General features: G+C 72.1%; 18 protein-coding genes. 5 read left to right on the top strand and 13 right to left on the bottom strand.

Annotated features, from left to right (window positions below):
- Position 1: 1 nt before the first annotated feature.
- On the top strand, positions 2–1024 hold the full coding sequence (gene galE, locus MOJ79_RS05265; protein ID WP_241923177.1) for a UDP-glucose 4-epimerase GalE: 1023 nt from the start codon (positions 2–4) through the stop codon (positions 1022–1024).
- On the top strand, positions 1021–2469 hold the full coding sequence (locus MOJ79_RS05260; protein ID WP_119355056.1) for a mannose-1-phosphate guanylyltransferase/mannose-6-phosphate isomerase: 1449 nt from the start codon (positions 1021–1023) through the stop codon (positions 2467–2469). Before galE ends, MOJ79_RS05260 begins: the two co-directional genes overlap by 4 nt.
- Before the next feature lie 18 nt (positions 2470–2487).
- Here the strand turns inward: MOJ79_RS05260 and MOJ79_RS05255 are convergent, their stop codons facing one another.
- The 5 genes from MOJ79_RS05255 to MOJ79_RS05235 are packed head-to-tail and all read right to left on the bottom strand — an operon-like array spanning position 2488 to position 8931.
- Entirely contained in the window at positions 2488–3387 is a 900-nt protein-coding gene (locus tag MOJ79_RS05255; RefSeq protein ID WP_241923176.1) for an EpsD family peptidyl-prolyl cis-trans isomerase, read from the bottom strand.
- Entirely contained in the window at positions 3381–4112 is a 732-nt protein-coding gene (gene ubiE, locus MOJ79_RS05250; protein ID WP_241923175.1) for a bifunctional demethylmenaquinone methyltransferase/2-methoxy-6-polyprenyl-1,4-benzoquinol methylase UbiE, read from the bottom strand. The genes MOJ79_RS05255 and ubiE overlap by 7 nt, the downstream gene beginning before the upstream one ends.
- 8 nt (positions 4113–4120) lie before the next feature.
- The gene (locus tag MOJ79_RS05245) at positions 4121–4534 is read right to left on the bottom strand and encodes a gamma-butyrobetaine hydroxylase-like domain-containing protein (RefSeq protein ID WP_119288066.1); all 414 of its coding nucleotides are present in this window, start codon (positions 4532–4534) and stop codon (positions 4121–4123) included.
- 51 nt (positions 4535–4585) lie between these two features.
- Positions 4586–5023, bottom strand: a complete 438-nt coding sequence (locus tag MOJ79_RS05240) for an HIT family protein (protein ID WP_241923174.1) — start codon at positions 5021–5023, stop codon at positions 4586–4588.
- A 2-nt stretch (positions 5024–5025) separates the two neighbouring features.
- On the bottom strand, positions 5026–8931 hold the full coding sequence (locus MOJ79_RS05235) for a DUF3683 domain-containing protein (RefSeq protein ID WP_241923173.1): 3906 nt from the start codon (positions 8929–8931) through the stop codon (positions 5026–5028).
- A gap of 158 nt (positions 8932–9089) precedes the next feature.
- On the opposite strand from MOJ79_RS05235, the gene ugpQ reads away from it, so the two are divergent.
- Complete coding sequence (gene ugpQ / locus MOJ79_RS05230) at positions 9090–9827, top strand: glycerophosphodiester phosphodiesterase (RefSeq protein ID WP_241923172.1); 738 nt, start codon at positions 9090–9092, stop codon at positions 9825–9827.
- A 6-nt stretch (positions 9828–9833) separates the two neighbouring features.
- On the opposite strand, the gene argJ is transcribed toward ugpQ, so the two are convergent.
- The 5 genes from argJ to MOJ79_RS05205 form a co-directional block, all read right to left on the bottom strand.
- Positions 9834–11066, bottom strand: a complete 1233-nt coding sequence (gene argJ / locus MOJ79_RS05225; protein ID WP_241923171.1) for a bifunctional glutamate N-acetyltransferase/amino-acid acetyltransferase ArgJ — start codon at positions 11064–11066, stop codon at positions 9834–9836.
- A gap of 70 nt (positions 11067–11136) precedes the next feature.
- Positions 11137–12123, bottom strand: coding sequence for a 2-hydroxyacid dehydrogenase (locus tag MOJ79_RS05220; RefSeq protein WP_241923170.1), 987 nt, complete (start codon positions 12121–12123; stop codon positions 11137–11139).
- A 26-nt stretch (positions 12124–12149) separates the two neighbouring features.
- A complete protein-coding gene (locus MOJ79_RS05215) occupies positions 12150–12878 on the bottom strand; it encodes a nitroreductase (protein WP_241923169.1) in 729 nt (242 codons plus the stop codon).
- The gene (locus tag MOJ79_RS05210) at positions 12875–13330 is read right to left on the bottom strand and encodes an acyl-CoA thioesterase (RefSeq protein ID WP_119288056.1); all 456 of its coding nucleotides are present in this window, start codon (positions 13328–13330) and stop codon (positions 12875–12877) included. The genes MOJ79_RS05215 and MOJ79_RS05210 overlap by 4 nt, the downstream gene beginning before the upstream one ends.
- A complete protein-coding gene (locus MOJ79_RS05205) occupies positions 13327–14292 on the bottom strand; it encodes a histone deacetylase family protein (protein ID WP_241923168.1) in 966 nt (321 codons plus the stop codon). The genes MOJ79_RS05210 and MOJ79_RS05205 overlap by 4 nt, the downstream gene beginning before the upstream one ends.
- 189 nt (positions 14293–14481) lie before the next feature.
- On the opposite strand from MOJ79_RS05205, the gene phaP reads away from it, so the two are divergent.
- On the top strand, positions 14482–15033 hold the full coding sequence (phaP, locus tag MOJ79_RS05200) for a TIGR01841 family phasin (RefSeq protein WP_119288052.1): 552 nt from the start codon (positions 14482–14484) through the stop codon (positions 15031–15033).
- Positions 15034–15293: 260 nt separating this feature from the next.
- The gene (gene chrA, locus MOJ79_RS05195) at positions 15294–16514 is read left to right on the top strand and encodes a chromate efflux transporter (protein WP_241923167.1); all 1221 of its coding nucleotides are present in this window, start codon (positions 15294–15296) and stop codon (positions 16512–16514) included.
- Between the two features lie 39 nt (positions 16515–16553).
- On the opposite strand, the gene MOJ79_RS05190 is transcribed toward chrA, so the two are convergent.
- From MOJ79_RS05190 to MOJ79_RS05180, 3 genes are all read right to left on the bottom strand, one after another.
- Positions 16554–17879 carry a TRAP transporter large permease gene (locus tag MOJ79_RS05190; RefSeq protein WP_241923166.1) on the bottom strand — a complete coding sequence of 442 codons (1326 nt, stop codon included), beginning with the start codon at positions 17877–17879 and terminating at the stop codon, positions 16554–16556.
- The gene (locus tag MOJ79_RS05185) at positions 17876–18367 is read right to left on the bottom strand and encodes a TRAP transporter small permease (protein WP_241923165.1); all 492 of its coding nucleotides are present in this window, start codon (positions 18365–18367) and stop codon (positions 17876–17878) included. The genes MOJ79_RS05190 and MOJ79_RS05185 overlap by 4 nt, the downstream gene beginning before the upstream one ends.
- A 132-nt stretch (positions 18368–18499) precedes the next feature.
- Positions 18500–19528 carry a TRAP transporter substrate-binding protein gene (locus MOJ79_RS05180; protein ID WP_241923164.1) on the bottom strand — a complete coding sequence of 343 codons (1029 nt, stop codon included), beginning with the start codon at positions 19526–19528 and terminating at the stop codon, positions 18500–18502.
- Between the last annotated feature and the right edge of the window lie 226 nt (positions 19529–19754).

The raw sequence follows: 19754 nt of genomic DNA, 5'->3' as shown, positions 1-19754 counted from the left end.
CATGACGACGATCCTGCTGACCGGTGCCACCGGCTATATCGCCTCGCACACCTGGCTCGCGCTGCACGCGGCGGGCTTTGCCGTCGTCGGCGTCGACAACTTCGCCAACAGCTCGCCCGAGGTGCTCGCGCGGCTGCAGCGGCTGACCGGCGCGCGCTGCGAGTTCGAGCAGGTCAGCGTGTGCGATGCCGCCGCGCTCGACGGCGTGTTCGCCCGCCACCGCATCGACGCCGTCGTGCACTTCGCCGCGCACAAGGCGGTGGGCGAGTCGGTGGCACGGCCGCTGGACTACTACGCGAACAACGTCGGCGGGCTGGTCACGACGTGCCAGGCGATGCTGCGCCACGGCGTGCGGCGCTTCGTGTTCAGCTCGAGCGCCACCGTCTACGGCGAGCCGGCCACGCTGCCGATCCGCGAGGATTTCCCGCTCGCCGTGACCAACCCCTACGGCCAGACCAAGCTGATCGGCGAGCAGGTGCTGCGCGACCTCGGCCGCGCCGAGCCGGCGTGGCAGACCGCGTGCCTGCGCTACTTCAACCCGGTCGGCGCGCACGAGTCGGGGCTGATCGGCGAGGACCCGCGCGACACGCCGAACAACCTGATGCCCTACGTCGCGCAGGTCGCGGTGGGCCGGCGCGCAAAGCTGCAGGTCTTCGGCAACGACTACCCGACGCCCGACGGCACCGGCGTGCGCGACTACATCCACGTCGTCGACCTCGCCGCAGGCCACGTCGCGGCGCTGCAGCGCCTGCTCGACGCGCCGGGCTCGTTCACCGTCAACCTCGGCACCGGCCGCGGGCACAGCGTGCTCGAGGTCGTGCACGCCTACGAGCGCGCCAGCGGCCGCACCATCCCGTACGAGATCGTCGCGCGCCGCCCGGGCGACGTCGCCGCGTGCTGGGCCGACCCGACGCTGGCCGCCGAACTGCTCGGCTGGCGCGCCAGGCACGACCTCGCGCGCATGTGCGCCGACAGCTGGCGCTGGCAGCAGCGCAACCCGAACGGCTACGCCTCGACCCCATGAACACGATCCCCGTCCAGCCCGTCGTGATGGCCGGCGGCTCCGGCACGCGGCTGTGGCCGCTGTCGCGCGCCGGTTACCCGAAGCAGTTCCTCGTGCTCGCCGGCAACGACAGCCTGTTCCAGCAGGCCGCCAGGCGCCTCGCCGCGCTGGCCGGCGACGGCGTCGCGGTGGCGCCGCCGCTGGTGGTCGGCAACGAGGAGCACCGCTTCCTCGTGCTCGACCAGCTGCGCGAATGCCGGCTCGAGCCCGGCGCCGTGCTGCTCGAGCCGGCCGGGCGCAACACGGCGCCGGCGCTCACGCTGGCCGCGCTGGCCGCCCTCGACGGCGGCGCCGACCCGGTGCTCGTCGTGACACCGGCCGACCAGACCGTCACCGACGACGCTGCCTTCACGCGCGCGCTGCGCGCCGCGGCGCAGCGCGCGGCCGCGGGCGACATCGTGATCCTCGGCGTCGCGCCGACGCGCCCCGAGACCGGCTACGGTTACATCCGCGCCGGCGCGCCGGCCGGCGACGGCGGCGCGTTCGACGTCGCCGCCTTCGTCGAGAAACCCGACGCCGAGACCGCGCGCCGCTACCTGGCCGAGGGCGGCTACTTCTGGAACGCCGGCATGTTCGTGCTGCGCGCGAGCGCGTGGCTCGCCGCGCTCGAGCGCTTCCGCCCCGACATCGCCGCGGCCACACGCGCCGCGTGGGACGCGCGCCGGCGCGACGACCGCTTCGTGCGCCCGGGTGCGGCCGAGTTCGCCGCGGTGCCGGCCGAGTCGGTCGACTACGCGGTGATGGAGCGCTGCCCGGGCAGCGGCACCGCGATCCGCATGGTCACGCTCGACGCCGGCTGGAACGACCTCGGCGCGTGGGACGCGGTGTGGCAGGTGCTGCCGAAGGACGCGGCCGGCAACGCGACGGTCGGCGACGCGATCGTCACCGACAGCCGCAACACGCTGGTGCACGCGAGCAGCCGGCTCGTCAGCGTGATCGGCGTCGACGACGTCGTCGTCGTCGAAACGGCCGACGCCGTGCTCGTGGCCAGCCGCGCGCGCAGCCAGGACGTCAAGAAGGTCGTCGAGCGCCTGGGCGCCGAGCAGCGCGGCGAGCAGGCGCTGCACCGCAAGGTGCACCGGCCGTGGGGCTGGTACGACAGCATCGACGACGGCCCGCGCTTCCAGGTCAAGCGCATCATGGTCAAGCCCGGCGCGAGCCTGAGCCTGCAGATGCACCACCACCGCGCCGAGCATTGGATCGTCGTCAAGGGCACCGCCGAGGTCACCGTCGGCGACAAGAAGATCCTGCTGACCGAGAACCAGAGCACCTACATCCCGCTCGGCGAGGTGCACCGCCTGGCCAACCCGGGCAAGGTGCCGCTCGAAATCGTCGAGGTGCAGTCGGGCAGCTACCTCGGCGAAGACGACATCGTGCGCTTCGAAGACACCTACGGCCGCCGCTGAGGCGCCGGGCACGCGCGGTCAGCGCGCCGGCGACGACGCCTCGGGCAGCACGTCGCTGGCCGCCGGGTCGACCGCCGGCGGCGGCGACGCGGCGAACGCACCGACGTACTCGACCCGGGCTTTCTGCCGCTGCGCGACCAGGTCGTCGCGCACCAGCGCACGGCGCCGCTCGGCGAGCATGCGCTGCTCGATCGCCGGGCGCGCCGTGTCGAAGTCGACGGGCTGCTCGCGCGAGCCGGCGCGCACGACGATCTGCACGCCGCCGGGTGCGACGTTGAAGAGGGCCTGCCCGTCGTCGAGCGCCGCGATCGCCTTCGCCACCGCCGGTGGCAGCTGCTCGGCCGGGCGCACGGCCTGCGTCGCGACGAAGCGGTAGCCGTTGGCGCGCAGCCACTCGACGAACTCGCCCGTCTGACGCGTGGCCTCGAGCTGCGCGCGCAGCGCGTCGAGCTGATCGGGTCGCGCCTCGACGGCGAACTCCTGCAGCTGGTAGATGCGCCGCTGCGCGAACAGCCACGGGTGCTCGTCGTGGTAGCGGCGGATCTCGTCGTCGGTGGGCTTGGCGGCGGCCGCGCCGACGTGCTCGGCGTAGGCGCGCGCGAGCACCTCGCGCCGCGCGGCGTCGAGCTGCAGCTGCACGCGCGGGTCGCGCTCGAGCTTGAGCTCGGCGGCGCGCTGCACCGCGAGCTGCTGGTGGATCAGCCGCTCGAGCACGACGCGCGCCGCGGCGTCGGTCTGCTGCGGCCGCAGGCCGGGCTGCTGCTGCAGCACGAGGTCGATCTGCGGCACCGTGATCGCCTCGCCGTTGACGCGCGCAGCCACCGGCTGGGCGGCGCGTTCCTTCTTCGTCGGGTCGCCGCAGGCGGCCAGCAGCGCGGCCGCCGCGAGCAGCGCGGCCACCGCGCGCGGCGTCAGCATTTGATGCCCACGTGCAGCGCGACGACGCCGCCGGTGAGGTTGTGCACGTCGACGTGGCCGAAGCCGGCGGCCTTCATCATCGCCTTGAGCGTCGCCTGGTCGGGGTGCATGCGGATCGACTCGGCGAGGTAGCGGTAGCTGTCGGCGTCGCCGGCGATCCACTGGCCGAGCCGCGGCAGCACGTTGAACGAGTACCAGTCGTAGACCTTCTCGAGCGGCTTGGCGACCTTCGAGAACTCGAGCACCAGCAGCCGCCCGCCCGGCTTGAGCACGCGCGCCATCTCCGCGAGCGCGAGCTCCTTGTGCGTCATGTTGCGCAGCCCGAACGCGACGCTGACGACGTCGAAGCGGTCGCTGGGAAACGGCAGCCGCTCGGCGTCGCAGACGACGGTGGGCAGCGCCAGGCCCTCGTCGAGCAGGCGGTCGCGCCCGGTGGTCAGCATCGCGAGGTTGATGTCGGTGTGCACGACGCAGCCGCTGGCGCCGACCTTGCGCGCGAACGCGCGCGCGAGGTCGCCGGTGCCGCCGGCGATGTCGAGCACCTGCTGACCCTCGCGCACGTCGGCCACCGCGACCGTGTACGCCTTCCACGCCCGGTGCAGGCCGAGCGACATCAGGTCGTTCATCAGGTCGTACTTCGGCGCGACGGAGTCGAAGACGCCGCGCACGCGCTGCGCCTTCTCGCGCTCGTCGACGCTCTCGAAGCCGAAGTGGGTCTGCGCCATCGCCCTGCTCAGTGGTGGCCGCAGCCGGCGCCCGCCTTCTCGGGCATCGGCGCGTCGCGGTCGACGCCCGCCTCGGCGAGTCGGCGCGCGTACTCGGCCCACAGCTCGTCCTGCTTCGAGCCGAGGAAGTACAGATAGTCCCACGAGAAGATGCCCGAGTCGTGCCCGTCGGAAAACGTCGGCTGGATCGCGTAGTGGCCCACCGGCTCGAGGCCGACGATCTCGACGTGGCGCTTGCCCGTCTGCAGCACCTCCTGCCCCGGCCCGTGGCCCTGCACCTCGGCCGACGGCGAATACACGCGCATCAGCTCGAACGGGATGCGAAAGCGCGCGCCGTCGTCGAACGCGATCTCGAGCACGCGCGACTGCTGGTGCACCGTGACCTCGGTCGGTTGCGGGGTGTTGCGGTCGAGACCGGCCATGCGAAGACTCCGAAGATGCGCGGGTGGTGCGCGGGGCGACGACCCGCGCCGTCAAGCATAGTGCAAGCGCTCGGCCAGCACGCGGTCGAGCTCGGGCAGCCGCGCGCGCAGCGCGGCCAGCCGCGCCGTGTCGGGCGCGCGCTGCGCCGCGCCCCACACCGGCTGCGGGAAGTGGCTGTCCCAGTCGAAGCGCGCGATCACGTGCCAGTGCAGGTGCGGCGTCACGTTGCCCAGCGACGCGAGGTTGATCTTGGTCGGCTGCAGCCGCTCGCGCAGCGTGCGCTCGACCGCGTCGACGAGCACCATGCAGCGCTCGCGCTCGGCCGGATCGAGGTCGCTGAACTCGGCGACGTGGCGGTTGCAGACGACGCGGTAGAAGGCCGGGAACGCGGCGTCGTCGACGCCGACGACGCGCCAGTCACCGTCGTGGTGGACGAGCCGCCCGCCGTCGTGCTCGCACAGCTCGCAGCCGGCGACCTTCGCGGCCATGCTCACACCAGCACGCGCTCGATGCCGCCGGCGTTGGCGCGCGCGACGTACTCCGGCAGCCAGTTCTCGCCGAGGATCTGGCGCGCCATCTCGACGACGATGTAGTCGGCCTCGAGCAGGCCGCTGCTCAGGTCGTCCTGGTAGCGGCTCAGGCCCTGCAGGCAGCTCGGGCACGAGGTGAGGATCTTGACGTTGCCCTGCACGCCCTGCGCGCGCAGCGCCGCCTCGTTCCTGCGCAGCTCCTCTTCCTTGCGGAAGCGAACCTGCGTGCTGATGTCGGGCCGCGTGACGCCGAGCGTGCCGCTCTCGCCGCAGCAGCGCTTGCTCTCGAGCACCTGGTCGCCGACCAGCGCCTTCACGGTCTTCATCGGGTCGCGCAGCTTCATCGGGCTGTGGCACGGGTCGTGGTACAGGTACGCGCCCTTGCTCGGCAGCACGATGCCCTTCTCGAGCAGGTACTCGTGGATGTCGATGATGCGGCAGCCGGGGAAGATGTCCTCGAACTTGTAGCCCTGCAGCTGGTCGTAGCACGTGCCGCAGCTGACCACCACCGTCTTGATGTCGAGGTAGTTCAGCGTGTTGGCCACGCGGTGGAACAGCACGCGGTTGTCGGTGATGATCTTGTCGGCCTTGTCGAACTGCCCGCTGCCGCGCTGCGGGTAGCCGCAGCACAGGTACCCCGGCGGCAGCACCGTCTGCACGCCGGCGTGCCACAGCATCGCCTGCGTCGCCAGCCCGACCTGGCTGAACAGCCGCTCGGAGCCGCAGCCGGGGAAATAGAACACCGCCTCGGTGTCGACGCTCGTGCGTGCCGGGTCGCGGATGATCGGCACGTAGTGCTTGTCCTCGATGTCGAGCAGCGCGCGCGCCGTCTTCTTCGGCAGGCCGCCGGGCATCTTCTTGTTGACGAAGTGGATCACCTGCTCCTTGAGCGGTGCCTTGCCCACCGTGGCCGGCGGCGCGGCCGTCTGCGCCCGCGCGACGACCTTGAGCACGTCGTTCGCGAAGCGCTGCGCCTTGAAGCCGACGTCGACCATCGCGCTGCGCATCAGCTTGATCGTCTGCGGGTTCGTCGCGTTGAGGAACAGCATCGCCGCCGCGTTGCCGGGCCGGAAGCTCTTGCGCCCCATCTTGCGCAGCAGGTTGCGCATGTTCATCGACACGTCGCCGAAGTCGATGTTGACCGGGCACGGGTTCAGGCACTTGTGGCACACCGTGCAGTGGTCGGCGACGTCCTCGAACTCGGCCCAGTGCCTGATGCTGATGCCGCGGCGCGTCTGCTCCTCGTAGAGGAAGGCCTCGATGAGCAGCGAGGTCGCGAGGATCTTGTTGCGCGGGCTGTACAGCAGGTTCGCACGCGGCACGTGGGTGGCGCACACCGGCTTGCACTTGCCGCAGCGCAGGCAGTCCTTGATGCTGTCGCTGATCGCGCCGATGTCGCTTTGCTGCATGATCAGCGACTCGTGGCCCATCAGCCCGAAGCTCGGCGTGTAGGCGTGGCGCAGGTCGGCGGCACGCACGTCGTCGCCCAGGCCGCTCACGTCGCGCAGCAGCTTGCCCTTGTTGAAGCGGCCCTGCGGGTCGATGCGGCGCTTGTAGTCGGCGAACGCGGCGATCTCGTCGTCGGCGAGGAACTCGAGCTTCGTGATGCCGATGCCGTGCTCGCCGCTGATCACGCCGTCGAGGCTCCTGGCGAGCTTCATGATGCGCGCGACCGCCTCGTGCGCGGTCTGCAGCATCTCGTAGTCGTCGCTGTTGACCGGGATGTTGGTGTGCACGTTGCCGTCGCCCGCGTGCATGTGCAGCGCGACCCACACGCGCCCGCGCAGCACCTCGGCGTGGATGCGCTCGCACTCGTCGAGCACCGGCTTGAACGCGGCGCCCGAGAACATCTCGCGCAGCGGCGCGCGGATCTGCGTCTTCCACGACGCGCGCAGCGTGCCGTCCTGCAGGTCCTCGAAGAAGGTGCGCCCGCCGGCCTGCACGACGTCCAGCCCCTCGAGCCACTGCTGCCACAGCGCCCGCACCTCGCGCAGCAGCTGCAGCGCCTGCTGCACGCGGTCCTCGAGCAGCTCGGCGCTCGGGATCTCGCCGGCGTCGTCGCTGCGGCCCAGCGGTAGCGCGCCGCGCGCGAAGAACGCCTCGAGCCTCTCGACGAGCTGCAGCTTGTTGCGCAGGCTCAGCTCGACGTTGATGCGCTCGATGCCGTTGGTGTACTCGCCCATGCGCTCGAGCGGGATCACCACGTCCTCGTTGATCTTGAACGCGTTGGTGTGCCTGGCGATCGCCGCGGTGCGCTTGCGGTCGAGCCAGAACTTCTTGCGCGCGTCGGCGCTCACCGCGACGAAGCCCTCGCCGGCGCGGCTGTTGGCGATGCGCACGACTTCGCTCGCCGCGCGCGCGACGGCGGCCTCGTCGTCGCCGACGATGTCGCCGAGCAGCACCATCTTCGGCAGCCCGCCGCGCTTGCTCTTCGTCGCGTAGCCCACCGCCTTGAGGTAGCGGTCGTCGAGGTGTTCCAGCCCCGCGAGGATCGCGCCACCGGGCTTGCGGGCCTCGGCGAACATCAGGTTCTTGATCTCGACGATCGCCGGCACCGCGTTCTTCGCGTTGCCGAAGAACTCCAGGCACACGGTGCGCACGTGCGCGGGCATGCGGTGCACGATCCAGCGCGCACTCGTGATCAGCCCGTCGCAGCCTTCCTTCTGGATGCCCGGCAGCCCGGCGAGGAACTTGTCGGTGACGTCCTTGCCGAGCCCTTCCTTGCGGAACACGCGCCCCGGAATGTCGAGCCGCTCGGTGCGCAGCAGCTTCTTGCCGCTGGCGTCGTAGTGCCGCAGCTCGAAGCTCGCGACCGGGGCGTCGTGGATCTTGCCCAGGTTGTGGTTCAGCCGCACGACCTCGAGCCAGGTCGCCTCGGGCGTGACCATCTTCCAGCTCGCGAGGTTGTCCAGCGCCGTGCCCCACAGCACGGCCTTCTTGCCGCCGGCGTTCATCGCGATGTTGCCGCCGATGCAGCTGGCCTCGGCACTCGTCGGGTCGACCGCGAACACGTAGCCCGCGCGCTCGGCCGCGTCGGCCACGCGCTGCGTGACCACGCCGGCCTCGCTCCACACCGTGGGCACCGGGTGGTCGACGCCGGGCAGCGTGACCATCTCGACCTCGCTCATCTTCTCGAGCTTCTCGGTGTTGATCACCGCGCTCTTCCACGTCAGCGGCACCGCGCCGCCGGTGTAGCCGGTGCCGCCGCCGCGCGGGATGATCGTCAGGCCCAGCTCGATGCAGCCGGCCACGAGCCCGGCGATCTCGGCCTCGGTGTCGGGCGTCAGCACGACGAACGGGTACTCGACGCGCCAGTCGGTCGCATCGGTCACGTGCGACACGCGCGACAGGCCGTCGAACTTGATGTTGTCCTTCGCGGTGTGGCGACCGAGCACGCGCCTCGTGCGCCGGCGCAGCGCGTCGACGGCGTCGAACGACGCGGCGAACTCGCGCACCGCCGCGCGCGCGGCGGCCAGCAGTTCGCCGACCAGCGCGTCGCGCGCGGGGTCGGCGGCGTCGCGGCGCTTCTCGATCTCGCGCAGCCGGTGCTCGAGCGCCTCGATCAGCAGCGTGCGGCGCTTCGGGTTGTCGAGCAGGTCGTCCTGCAGGTACGGGTTGCGCTGCACGACCCAGATGTCGCCCAGCACCTCGTAGAGCATGCGCGCCGAGCGGCCGGTGCGGCGCTCCTCGCGCAGCCGCTCGAGCAGCTCCCACGCGCGCGCGCCGAGCAGGCGCTGCACGATCTCGCGGTCCGAGAACGAGGTGTAGTTGTAGGGAATCTCGCGCAGACGCGGCGCGGCGCCTTCGGCGGCCCCGGCGGTCGTCGCCGCAGCGGCCAGCGTGGTCACGGGAAGGGGTGCGTTCATGGGTGGCAGGCCGCGAAGGGGCGGGCCTGTCGAGGCACTTGAGGAGCAATCGTACCGCAGCCCCCTGCCCCGACGGCCGGCAGGGCTGCCGCGCCGCAGGCCCCGGTGCGATGATCGGCGTCCCCCTTTCACCGGCTGCACGGCACCGCCCCCGATCGATGACGGCCTGGCCCTACCCGCGCTGGATCGCGCACCGCGGCGCCGGCACGCTGGCGCCCGAGAACACGCTGGCCGCGCTGCGCGAAGGCTGGCGGCGCGGCTTTCGCGCCTTCGAGTGCGACGCGAAGCTCAGCGCCGACGGCGTGCCGTTCCTGCTGCACGACGACACGCTCGAGCGCACGACCGACGGCCAAGGCCCCGCCGAAGCGCTGACTTGGGCCGAGCTCTCGCGGCTGGACGCCGGCGGCTGGCTGGCACCCGCGTGGGCCGGCGAGCCGCCGGCCGCACTGCAGGCGGTGGCGGCATTCGTGCGCGCCAACGGCTGTGCGCTGAACATCGAGCTCAAGCCCGGGCCGGGGCGCGCGCGCGCGACCGGCGAGGCCGTCGCCGCGCTGGCGGCACGGTGGTGGGCCGGTGCCGCCGTGCCCCCGCTGCTCAGCTCGTTCGACGCCGACGCGCTCGCGGCCGCGCGCAGCGCGGCCCCGCAGCTGCCGCGCGCGCTGCTGCTCGAGGCACTGGCCGACGGGTGGCTCGAACAGGCGCAGCGGCTGGGCTGCGCGGCCGTCGTCGTCGAGCACGCCGCGCTGGGCGCCGAGGCCGTCGCGCACGCGCGGCGCGCCGGGCTGCGCGTGCTCGCCTACACCGTCAACGAGCCCGGCGACGCGCGCCGGCTGCTCGCGCTCGGCGTCGACGGGCTGATCACCGACGCCGTCGACCGCTTCGACCCGGCGTCGTGAGCCCGCTCAGCTGCGGTAGTCGGCGTTGATGCGCACGTAGTCGTACGACAGGTCGCAGGTCCACACGGCGGCGCTGGCGCTGCCGCGGTGCAGGTCGACGCGCACCGTGATCTCGCTTTGCTTCATCACGCGCTGGCCGTCCTCCTCGCGGTACGCCGGGTGGCGGCCGCCGCGCGTGGCGACGTGCACGTCGTCGAGGTACAGGTCGATCAGGGCCTGGTCGAGGTCGTCGACGCCGGCGTAGCCGACCGCAGCGAGGATGCGCCCGAGGTTGGGGTCGCTGGCGAAGAACGCCGTCTTGACCAGCGGCGAGTGCGCGATCGCGTAGGCGACGCGGCGGCACTCGTCGGCACTGCGCCCGCCGTCGACCTGCACCGTGATGAACTTGGTCGCGCCCTCGCCGTCGCGCACGATGGCCTGCGCGAGCTGCTGCGACACCGCCACCACCGCATCGCGCAGCGCGCGGCCATCGGCGCTGTCGAGGCTCGCGATCTCGGCGTGGCCGGCCTGGCGCGTCGCGATCAGCACGAACGCGTCGTTGGTCGACGTGTCGCCGTCGATCGTGATGCGGTTGAAGCTCGCGTCGGCCGCCTCGCGCACCAGCGCCTGCATCAGTGCCGGCGCGATCACCGCGTCGGTGGCGACGAAGCCGAGCATCGTCGCCATGTTCGGGCGGATCATGCCGGCGCCCTTCGAGATGCCGGTCACGGTGACGGTGCGCCCGCCGATCGTGACCTGCCGCGACGCGGCTTTCGGCAGCGTGTCGGTGGTCATGATCGCCTCGGCGGCGACGGCCCAGTTCGCCGGCTTCAGGTCGGCGAGCGCGGCCGGCAAGGCGGCCTCGATGCGGTCGTTGGGCAGCGTCTCCATGATGACGCCGGTCGAGAACGGCAGCACCTGCTGCGCAGCGATGCCCATCTGGCGCGCGAGCGCCGCGCAGACGCTGCGGGCGCGCGCGAGCCCGTCGTCGCCGGTGCCGGCGTTGGCGTTGCCGGTGTTGATCACGAGCGCGCGGATGCCGCTGCCGCCGGCGGCCAGGTGCTCGCGGCAGACCTGCACCGGCGCGGCGCAGAAGCGGTTGGTCGTGAACACGCCGGCCACCACCGCACCCTCGTCGAGCGCGATGACGGTGAGGTCGCGGCGATGCGCCTTGCGCACGCCGGCCATCGCGATGCCCAGCCGCACGCCGGCGACGGGGTGCAGCGACGCGGGATCGGGAGCAGTGAGGTTGACGGGCATGGCGGTTCTCGCAACGGGTGGTCGGTGAAGACGGATCGCGGGGCCGCGGTCGCGGCCGCGCGGCGTGGACTCAGCGCGGGGCCAGCACCTGCGGATTGATAGGCGTGGGCGGCCGAGCGCCGGTCAGCGCGGCGATCAGGTTGTCGGCCGCCAGGTCGGCCATCGCGCGGCGCGTGGCGACGGTGGCGCTCGCGATGTGCGGCGTGAGCACGACGTTGGGCACCTCGAGCAGCCCCGGGTGCACGTTCGGCTCGCCTTCGAACACGTCGAGCGCGGCGGCGGCGATGCGCCGCTCGGCCAGCGCCTTCGCGAGCGCGGCGTCGTCGACGATGCCGCCGCGCGCGACGTTGGTCAGCGTCGCCGTCGGCTTCATCAGCGCGAGCTCACGCTCGCCGACGATGTGGTGCGCCGCCGGCGAGTACGGCAGCACGAGCACGACGTGGTCGGCCTCGCGAAACAGCGTGTCCTTGTCGACCCAGCGCGCCCCGAGTGGCGCTTCGACCGCCGCGTCGAGCCGGCTGCGGTTGTGGTAGATCACCCGCATGCCGAAGCCGAGCGCGCCGCGCCGCGCGATGGCTTGGCCGATGCGCCCCATGCCGAGGATGCCCAGCGTCGCGCCGTGCACGTCGCTGCCGGCGAACATGTCGTACGACCACTTCGTCCAGCGGCCGGCGCGCAGGAAGCGCTCGCTCTCGGCCATGCGGCGCGCGGCGGCCATCATCAGCGCGAAGCCGAAGTCGGCCGTCGCCTCGGTCAGCACGTCGGGCGTGTAGGTCGCGAGCACGCCGCGCGCGGTGCACGCGTCGACGTCGATGTGGTTGTAGCCCACCGTCATCGTGCACACGGCCTTGAGCTGCGGGTTCGCGTCGAGCAGCGCGGCGTCGATGCGCTCGCTGCCGGTGATGAACGCGCCGGCCTTGCCGGCGAGCCTGGCGCGCAGTTCGGCCGCGCTCCACACGGTGTCGTCGGGGTTGTCGGTGACGTCGAAGTGCTCGCGCAAGCGCGCGATCACCTCGGGGAACACGGCACGGGCCACCAGCACGGCGGGGCGGGTCATCGGGTGCTCCTCGGCGCTCATTGCGCTCATTCGATGAAGCGCGCGAACTCGGCCACCGGCGCGCGCTCGGTGACGAGGGTGTTCTCGACGGCGTCCGGGTCGGCGTGGCCGAGCGACATGCCGCACACCACCATCTCGTCGTCGCGCAGCCGCAGGTGCTCGGCGATCACGCGGTGGAACTGCGTGAACGCGGCCTGCGGGCAGGTGTCGAGGCCGCGCGCGCGCGCGGCGATCATCACGTTCTGCAGGAACATGCCGTAGTCGAGCCAGCTGCCCTGCTGCATCACGCGGTCGATCGTGAAGATCATCCCGACCGGCGCGTCGAAGAAGTCGTAGTTGCGACCGTGCTGCGCGTGCATGCGCGCCTTGTCGCCCTTGCCGATGCCCAGCAGCCCGTACAGATCCCAGCCGACCTTGCGGCGGCGGTCGATGTACGGCGGCACCCACTGCAGCGGGTAGTAGGCGTATTCCTCGGTGTGCAGCGCGAGCTGCGCGGGGTCGTCGTAGATCGCGCGGATGCGCGCCGACAGCGCCTGCTTGGCCGCGCCGGTCAGCACGGTGACCCGCCACGGCTGCGTGTTGGTGCCCGACGGCGCGCGCGACGCGACGGCGAGGATCTGCTCGACCGTCTCGCGCGGCACCGGTGTCGGCAGGAACTTGCGCACCGAGCGCCGCGACGTGATCGCCGCGTCGACGGCGGCCGTCATCTCGGCGGTGAAGACGGGGCGGCCGAAGGCGTCGGTGGCGGCGGTCATGCGGTCTCGCTCGTGATGCGCAGCGGTTCGAGGGCGGCGACAAGCGCCGGCGGCAGCGCGTCGACCGGGCGGCGCGTCGCGCGGTCGACGTAGACGTGAACGAAGTGGCCGGCCGCCGCCGACAGCGGCTCGCCGGCGCCGAACAGCCCGACCTCGTAGCGCACGCTGCTGCGGCCCACGTGCGCGACGCGCAGCCCGGCGTCGACCGTCTGCGGGAACGCCAGCGGCGCGAAGTAGTTGCACTTCGTCTCGACGACGAGGCCGATCACGGGGCTCGTCTCGATGGCCAGCGCGCCGGCTTCGATCAGGTGCGCGTTGACCGCGGTGTCGAAGAAGCTGTAGTAGACGACGTTGTTGACATGGCCGTAGGCGTCGTTGTCCATCCAGCGCGTCGTGATCGTGCGAAAGCGCGGGTAGTGGCTGCGCAGCAGGGCCTGGGGGCGGGGGCTCATGCGCGCGATTGTTCCATTGCCGCGCCGGCGCTGCCGCGCGCCCACGCCTGCCAGCTCGCCAGCGCGAGCCGCTGCGTCGTCAGCTGCAGCGCCACCGTGCGGTGGATGTCGCGGCCGTAGCCGCCGGCCATCGTCAGCACGACGGGGATGCCGCGCGCGCGGCAGGCGTCGAACACGCGGCGGTCGCGCTCGGCCAGTCCCTCGGTGCTCAGCTTCAGCCGGCCGAGGCGGTCGTCTTCGTGCGGGTCGGCGCCGGCCAGGTAGAACACGAGCCCCGGCGGCGCGTCGCCGTGCGCGCGCCACAGCGCATCGAGCGCGGCGTCGAGCGCGGCGAGGTAGGCGTCGTCGGTGCAGCCGTCGGGCAGGTCGACGTCGAGGTCGCTGGGCTCCTTGCGGAACGGGAAGTTGTTCCGGCCGTGCAGCGACAGCGTGAACACGGTGGCGTCGTCGCGGAAGATCGCCGCCGTGCCGTTGCCCTGGTGCACGTCGAGGTCGATCACCGCCACCCGCAGCAGCGCGCGCCGGGCGCGGTGCCACTCGGCCTGCATCAGCCGCGCGGCCACCGCGACGTCGTTGAACACGCAGTAGCCGCTGCCCTTGTCGGCATACGCGTGGTGCGTGCCGCCGGCGAGGTTGCTCGCGACGCCCTCGGCCAGCGCGGCGCGTGCGGCGGCGATCGTCGCGCCGACCGAGCGCCGGGCGCGCTCGGCCATCGCCGGCGACCACGGGAAGCCGATCTCGCGCTGCTGCGCCGGCGTCAGCAGCCCCTCGGCGACCTGCGCGATGTACGTCGGCGTGTGCGCCAGCGCCAGCTCGCCGTCGGTGGCCGCCGGCGCCGGCTGCAGCCGGATGCCCGGCACCTCGGCGAGCAGGCGGTCGCGCAGCAGCCGGTACTTGGGCATCGGGAAGCGGTGCCCGTCGGGCAGCGGCAGCACGAACTGATCGCTGTAGAAGGCCTGCATCGTGGCCGCGCATTCTGGCCCCCGCCCCGCCAGCGGCCGGCGGGCGCACCGCCCGGGAGCACCCCCTAATTTGTTGCGCCGCAGCAAAAAGGGCTTGCAACGCCTGGGACAGGCCCTATACTTCGGCTCATGCTGCAGTGCAACATAATGCTGCAGCGCTGTCGAACCCCAACCCCCGGAGCACGCACCATGATGACCCCCGAGCAACTGATGGCCGCCCACAAAGCCAACGTCGAGACGCTGTTCGACCTGACGAACAAGGCGTTCGAAGGCGTCGAGAAGCTGGTCGAGCTGAACATGCAGGTCGCCAAGACCGCGCTGGCCGAGACCGCCGACACGACGAAGGCCGTGCTGTCGGTCAAGGACGCGCAGGAACTGCTCGCGCTGCAAGCCGGCATGCTGCAGCCCAGCGCCGAGAAGGCCGCCGCCTACAGCCGCCACGTCTACGACATCTTCGCCGCGACCAACGCCGAAGTGACCAAGGTCGCCGAAGAGCAGATGGCCGACGCGCAGAAGAAGTTCATGGCGATGGTCGACACGATGGTCAAGAACGCGCCGGCCGGCACCGAGAACGCCGTCGCGCTCGTCAAGTCGGCGGTCGCTGCCGCCAACAACGCCTACGAGAGCGTGCACAAGGCCGCCAAGCAGGCCGCCGAAGTCGCCGAGGCGAATTTCCAGGCCGTCACGAGCACGGCCGTCAAGGCCTCGCAGGGCACGCCGAAGAGCAAGCGCGCGGCCTGATCCGCGCGGCACCGCGCCGGGCCGCCGCGCCGCGCGTGGCGGCTCGCGCCGTGGAAGGTTGTCTCCTCGGTACCCCCACAAGGTACCTTCGGCCCGGCGGCGACGCCGGGCCTTTTCATTGGTCGGCCCGAATCGGCGGCCGTCGCGAGGCCGCCCGGGCCGCTGCGCGAAGCACCGCGCGCCGCAGCGGCCGTGCAGGCCCGAGGCGGATGTGCCGCCGGGCCCACGCACAATCGCAGCCGCCGCCAGCCTGCGCCACGATGCCCGACCACCCACCCGCCCGCCCCGACGCCGCAGCCGCACGCGGCAGTGCCTTCGAGGTGTGGTGGGTCTTCCTGCGGCTCGGCCTGACCTCGTTCGGCGGACCCATCGCACACCTGGCCTACTTCCGCACCGAATTCGTCGAGCGCCGACGCTGGCTCGACGAGGCGCGCTACGCCGACCTCGTCGCGCTGTGCCAGTTCCTGCCCGGCCCTGCGAGCAGCCAGGTGGGCTTCGCGATCGGATTCGGGCGCGCCGGCTGGGCCGGCGCGCTCGCCGCGTGGGCCGGCTTCACGCTGCCGTCGGCGGTCGCGCTCGTCGCGTTCGCGCACGGCCTCGCGCAGTGGCCGGCGCTGGCGGCGTCGGGCGCGGTGCACGGGCTGAAGGTCGTCGCCGTGGCCGTCGTCGCGCAGGCCGTCTGGAGCATGGCCCGCGCGCTGTGTCCCGACCGGCTGCGCGCAGGCATCGCCGTCGCGGCGGCGCTGCTGGTGCTCGCGGCACCGACGGCGGCGGGCCAGGTCGGCGCGATCGTGCTCGGTGGCGTCGTCGGGCGCTGGGCGCTGCGCCTGGCGCCCCTGGCGCCAGCGCCGCACTGCGACCCCGGCATCGGCCGCCGCACCGGTGCACTGCTGCTGGCGCTGTGCGCGGCGCTGCTGGTGGCGCTGCCGGCGCTCGCCGCGGCGCTGTCGTCGACGCTGCTGCATGCGGTGGCCGTCGTCTACCGGGCCGGCGCGCTCGTGTTCGGCGGCGGCCACGTCGTGCTGCCGCTGCTGCAGGCCGGCGTGGTGCCGCCGGGCTGGGTCGACAACGACGCCTTCCTCGCCGGCTACGGCGCCGCGCAGGCGGTGCCGGGCCCGCTGTTCAGCTTCGCGGCCTACCTCGGCGCCGTGATGCCGGCCCCTCTGGGCGGCGCATGGGGCGCGGCGGTGCTGCTGGTGGCGATCTTCGTGCCGGGGTTCCTGCTGCTGGCCGGCGCGCTGCCGTTCTGGGAGGCGCTGCGCCGGCGCACCGGCGCACAGCGCGCGATGGGCGGCATCCACGCCGCAGTGGTCGGCGTGCTCGCGGCCGCACTGTACGACCCGGTGTGGACGAGCGCGATCGCCTCGCGCGCCGACTTCGGCGTCGCGCTGGCCGCGTTCGGGCTGCTCGTCGTCGGCCGCGTGTCGCCGCTGTGGGTCGTCGCCGCGGGGGCCGCAGCCGGCGCGTGGCTGCATGCGTAGCGGCCACGCCGCGCGTGCCGGGCACGCGGCGCCGGGCCGTCAGCCGTAGAGCCAGGCCACCAGCCCGAGGCTGATCGACGGGAACATCAGCACCAGGAACAGGCGCACGAAGTCGCTGGCCAGGAACGGGAACACGCCCTTGTACGTCTCCATCAGCGGCACGTCCTTCGTGATGCCGTTGACGACGTAGACGTTCAGCCCCACCGGCGGGCTGATCAGCCCGGTGCCCATCGTCATCAGGATCAGGATGCCGAACCACAGCGCCTTGGCCTCGGCGCCCAGCCCCCACAGGTCCAGGCCCATGATGGCCGGGAACAGCACGGGAATCGTCAGCAGCACCAGCGACAGCTCGTCCATGATGCAGCCCATCAGCACGTAGAACAGCAGCACGCAGGTGACGATCAGCAGCGGCGACACCTCGAGGTGCGACACCCAGTCGGCCAGGTGCATCGGCAGCTGCGTGACGGCCAGCGTCGAGTTCATCATGTCGGCGCCGAGGAAGATCATGAACACCATCGCCGAGGTCTCGGCCGCGCCGAGGAAGCTGCGCCCGATCGCCGGCAGCGTCAGTTCGCGGCGCAGCAGGCCGGCGACGAAGGTGCTGACCGCGCCGACGGCGGCCCCCTCGGTCGGCGAGAAGATGCCGCCGTAGATGCCGCCGAACACGATGACGAAGATCACCAGGATCGGCCACACGCCGGCGAACGCGTGCCAGCGCTGCCGCCACGGCAGCGCCTCGCTCGGCGACGCCAGCTGCGGCCGCAGCCGGCACATCAGCCAGATCACGCCGGCGTACATCAGCATCGCCAGCACGCCGGGAATCATCGCCGCGGCGAACAGCTTGGCGATGTTCTGCTCGGTCAGGATCGCGTAGACGACCAGCGGCACCGACGGCGGGATCAGGATGCCGAGCCCGCCGCCGACCGCCAGCGTGCCGGTCGACAGGCGCCCCGAGTAGCCGTGCTTGCGCATCTCGGGATAGGCCACCTGCGTGATCGTCGCGGCGGTGGCCACCGCCGAGCCGCAGACGGCGCCGAACGCGCCGGCGCTGAAGACCGAGGCCATCGCGAGCCCGCCGCGGATGTGGCCGATGAACGCCGCGGCGGCCTGGAACAGCGCGCGGCTGAGGCCGCCCTGCGTCGCGAACTGGCCCATCAGCAGGAACAGCGGGATCACCGACAGGTCGTACACCGTCAGGCGCGCGACCGCCGAGCCCTTGAGCAGGTTCAGCAGCGACGCCTCGCTGGTCAGCACCCAGTAGCCGACCGCGCCGGGAATGAACATCGCCGCGGCGATCGGCACGCGCAGCACGAGCAGCGCGATCATCGCCGCGAACATCAGCAGACCGACGGTGGTGGGGCTCATGACTGCAGGCGGGTGAGGTCACGGCCGGCGATCAGCAGGCCCGCCTGCACCAGACCGATGAAGGCCGCGAGCGCGAGCCCGGGCGACAGCGACGCGTAGACCCACCACATCGGCAGGTCGAGGATCATCGTCGCCTCGAACGTCTGCCTGGAACCGATGGCGCCGACGGCGGCACGCCACGACAGCAGCGCGCCCATCGCGGTCAGCATCAGCGCGCCGACGGCGTCGAGCCACGCGATCGTGCGCTGCGGCAGACGCTGCGTGAAGTAGTCGACGACGATGTTGCCGCCGTGGATCTGGCACCACGGCAGGCTCAGCGAGATCGCCAGCGCGATCGCGAACTGCGTCAGTTCGACGTCGCCCTGGATCGGCTTGGCCATCGTCGCGCGGCCGGTGATCGACACGACCACCATCAGCGCGACCGCCAGCGCGATCACGCCGCCGAGCAGCGCGAACAGCCACGCGACGCGGTTGAGGAATCGAAGCATCGGAGCGTCCGTTGGAGACGGGGCGAGGCCGCTCGCGCGGCCGATCGTCCCTGCCGCGGGCGGCGCACCGTCGCGCGGGCACCGTCCGCGGGCGCGTCGGCGGCCGGGGTGCCCCCCGGCCGCAGACCGGCGTCACTTCTTGTACTTGGCCAGCAGCGCACGCGCGTCGTCGAGCATCTGCTTGCCCGGCAGGCCGCGCTTGTTCATGTCGTCGACCCATTCGTCGTAGAGCTTGGCCGACGCGGCGATCCAGCGGTCGGTCTCGGCGGGCGACAGCTCGAGGAACACGTTGCCGCGGTCCTGCGCCAGCTTGCGCGCCGGCCCCCGGCTCGCGTCCCACACCGCGCCGATCTGCTTGGACAGCGCCATGCCGCTGTTGTCGTCGATGACCTTCTTCAGGTCCGCCGGCAGGCTGTCGTACTTGGCCTGGTTCATGCCGAAGATGAACACCGCGCTGTACAGCGACGGGCGCGACGGGTGCGTCTCGGTGTGGTACTTAACCATCTCCTGCAGCTTCAGCGACGGCAGCGGCTCCCACGGCAGCGTGAAGCCGTCGATCGTGCCCTTGCTGATCGCGTCGGGGATCGCCGGCAGCGGCATGCCCACCGGCGCGGCGCCGAGCGACGCGAGCAGCTTGTTGGTCTGCCGCGTCGGCGCGCGCATCTTCAGACCCTTGAAGTCCTCGAGCGTCTTGACCTGCTTGTCCTTCGTGTGCACGAGGCCTTCGTCGTGCGTCCACACGGCGAGGATCTTGGTGCCCGGGAACTCGCGCGTCGCGTACTTCTGCAGGTACTCCCACGCCGCCTGCGCGGCGGCCTCCGCCGAGTTGGTCATGAACGGCAGCTCGAACACCTCCATCGCCGGGAAGCGCCCGGCGGTGTAACCCGGCAGCGTGATCGTCAGGTCGGTGACGCCGTCCTTGACCTGGTCGACGAGCTGCGGCGGCGTACCGCCGAGCGACATCGCCGGGAAGATCTGGCACTTCAGGCGGTTGTTCGAGTCCTTGGCGATCTTCTCGCACCAGGGGTTGATCACGTTCACCGAAGCCATCGCCTGCGTGTTCCAGATGTGATGGAACTTCAGCGTGACCTCCTGCGCGGCGGCCGGCAGCGCCACCGCGACGGCGGCGGCGAGCAGGCCGATCTTGGTCCAGGCTTTCATGCGAGTGTCTCCAGAGGGTGGAAGGAAGAAGCGGGCCGCCCCCGATGGCGGGCCCGCGAGGTTAACGGGTCGCCGTCCCGCGACGCCTACGCAGATTCACGCACCGCGCGACGGCGCCCGCGCGTGCGGTCGAGCATTGTTGGCGCATGGAGTTCCCGCCGATCATGCCGCGCCCCGACTAGCAGGTATGCCCATGCAGCATGGCAACATCCACGCCGGGCCCCGC

Source organism: Calidifontimicrobium sp. SYSU G02091, from assembly GCF_022631395.1.
Taxonomy (GTDB): Bacteria; Pseudomonadota; Gammaproteobacteria; order Burkholderiales; family Burkholderiaceae_C; genus Calidifontimicrobium; species Calidifontimicrobium sediminis.
This window is presented reverse-complemented; position numbering and strand designations above follow the sequence as displayed.

Coding starts and splice junctions, on each gene's coding strand:
- MOJ79_RS05205 (WP_241923168.1), bottom strand. CDS start 14,292: ATGCAGGCCTTCTACAGCGATCAGTTCGTGCTGCCGCTGCCCGACGGG.
- MOJ79_RS05235 (WP_241923173.1), bottom strand. CDS start 8,931: ATGAACGCACCCCTTCCCGTGACCACGCTGGCCGCTGCGGCGACGACC.
- MOJ79_RS05260 (WP_119355056.1), top strand. CDS start 1,021: ATGAACACGATCCCCGTCCAGCCCGTCGTGATGGCCGGCGGCTCCGGC.
- galE (WP_241923177.1), top strand. CDS start 2: ATGACGACGATCCTGCTGACCGGTGCCACCGGCTATATCGCCTCGCAC.
- MOJ79_RS05185 (WP_241923165.1), bottom strand. CDS start 18,367: ATGCTTCGATTCCTCAACCGCGTCGCGTGGCTGTTCGCGCTGCTCGGC.
- argJ (WP_241923171.1), bottom strand. CDS start 11,066: ATGCCCGTCAACCTCACTGCTCCCGATCCCGCGTCGCTGCACCCCGTC.
- MOJ79_RS05215 (WP_241923169.1), bottom strand. CDS start 12,878: ATGACCGCCGCCACCGACGCCTTCGGCCGCCCCGTCTTCACCGCCGAG.
- MOJ79_RS05190 (WP_241923166.1), bottom strand. CDS start 17,879: ATGAGCCCCACCACCGTCGGTCTGCTGATGTTCGCGGCGATGATCGCG.
- MOJ79_RS05180 (WP_241923164.1), bottom strand. CDS start 19,528: ATGAAAGCCTGGACCAAGATCGGCCTGCTCGCCGCCGCCGTCGCGGTG.
- MOJ79_RS05210 (WP_119288056.1), bottom strand. CDS start 13,330: ATGAGCCCCCGCCCCCAGGCCCTGCTGCGCAGCCACTACCCGCGCTTT.
- chrA (WP_241923167.1), top strand. CDS start 15,294: ATGCCCGACCACCCACCCGCCCGCCCCGACGCCGCAGCCGCACGCGGC.
- MOJ79_RS05240 (WP_241923174.1), bottom strand. CDS start 5,023: ATGGCCGCGAAGGTCGCCGGCTGCGAGCTGTGCGAGCACGACGGCGGG.
- MOJ79_RS05220 (WP_241923170.1), bottom strand. CDS start 12,123: ATGACCCGCCCCGCCGTGCTGGTGGCCCGTGCCGTGTTCCCCGAGGTG.
- ubiE (WP_241923175.1), bottom strand. CDS start 4,112: ATGGCGCAGACCCACTTCGGCTTCGAGAGCGTCGACGAGCGCGAGAAG.
- phaP (WP_119288052.1), top strand. CDS start 14,482: ATGATGACCCCCGAGCAACTGATGGCCGCCCACAAAGCCAACGTCGAG.
- MOJ79_RS05245 (WP_119288066.1), bottom strand. CDS start 4,534: ATGGCCGGTCTCGACCGCAACACCCCGCAACCGACCGAGGTCACGGTG.
- MOJ79_RS05255 (WP_241923176.1), bottom strand. CDS start 3,387: ATGCTGACGCCGCGCGCGGTGGCCGCGCTGCTCGCGGCGGCCGCGCTG.
- ugpQ (WP_241923172.1), top strand. CDS start 9,090: ATGACGGCCTGGCCCTACCCGCGCTGGATCGCGCACCGCGGCGCCGGC.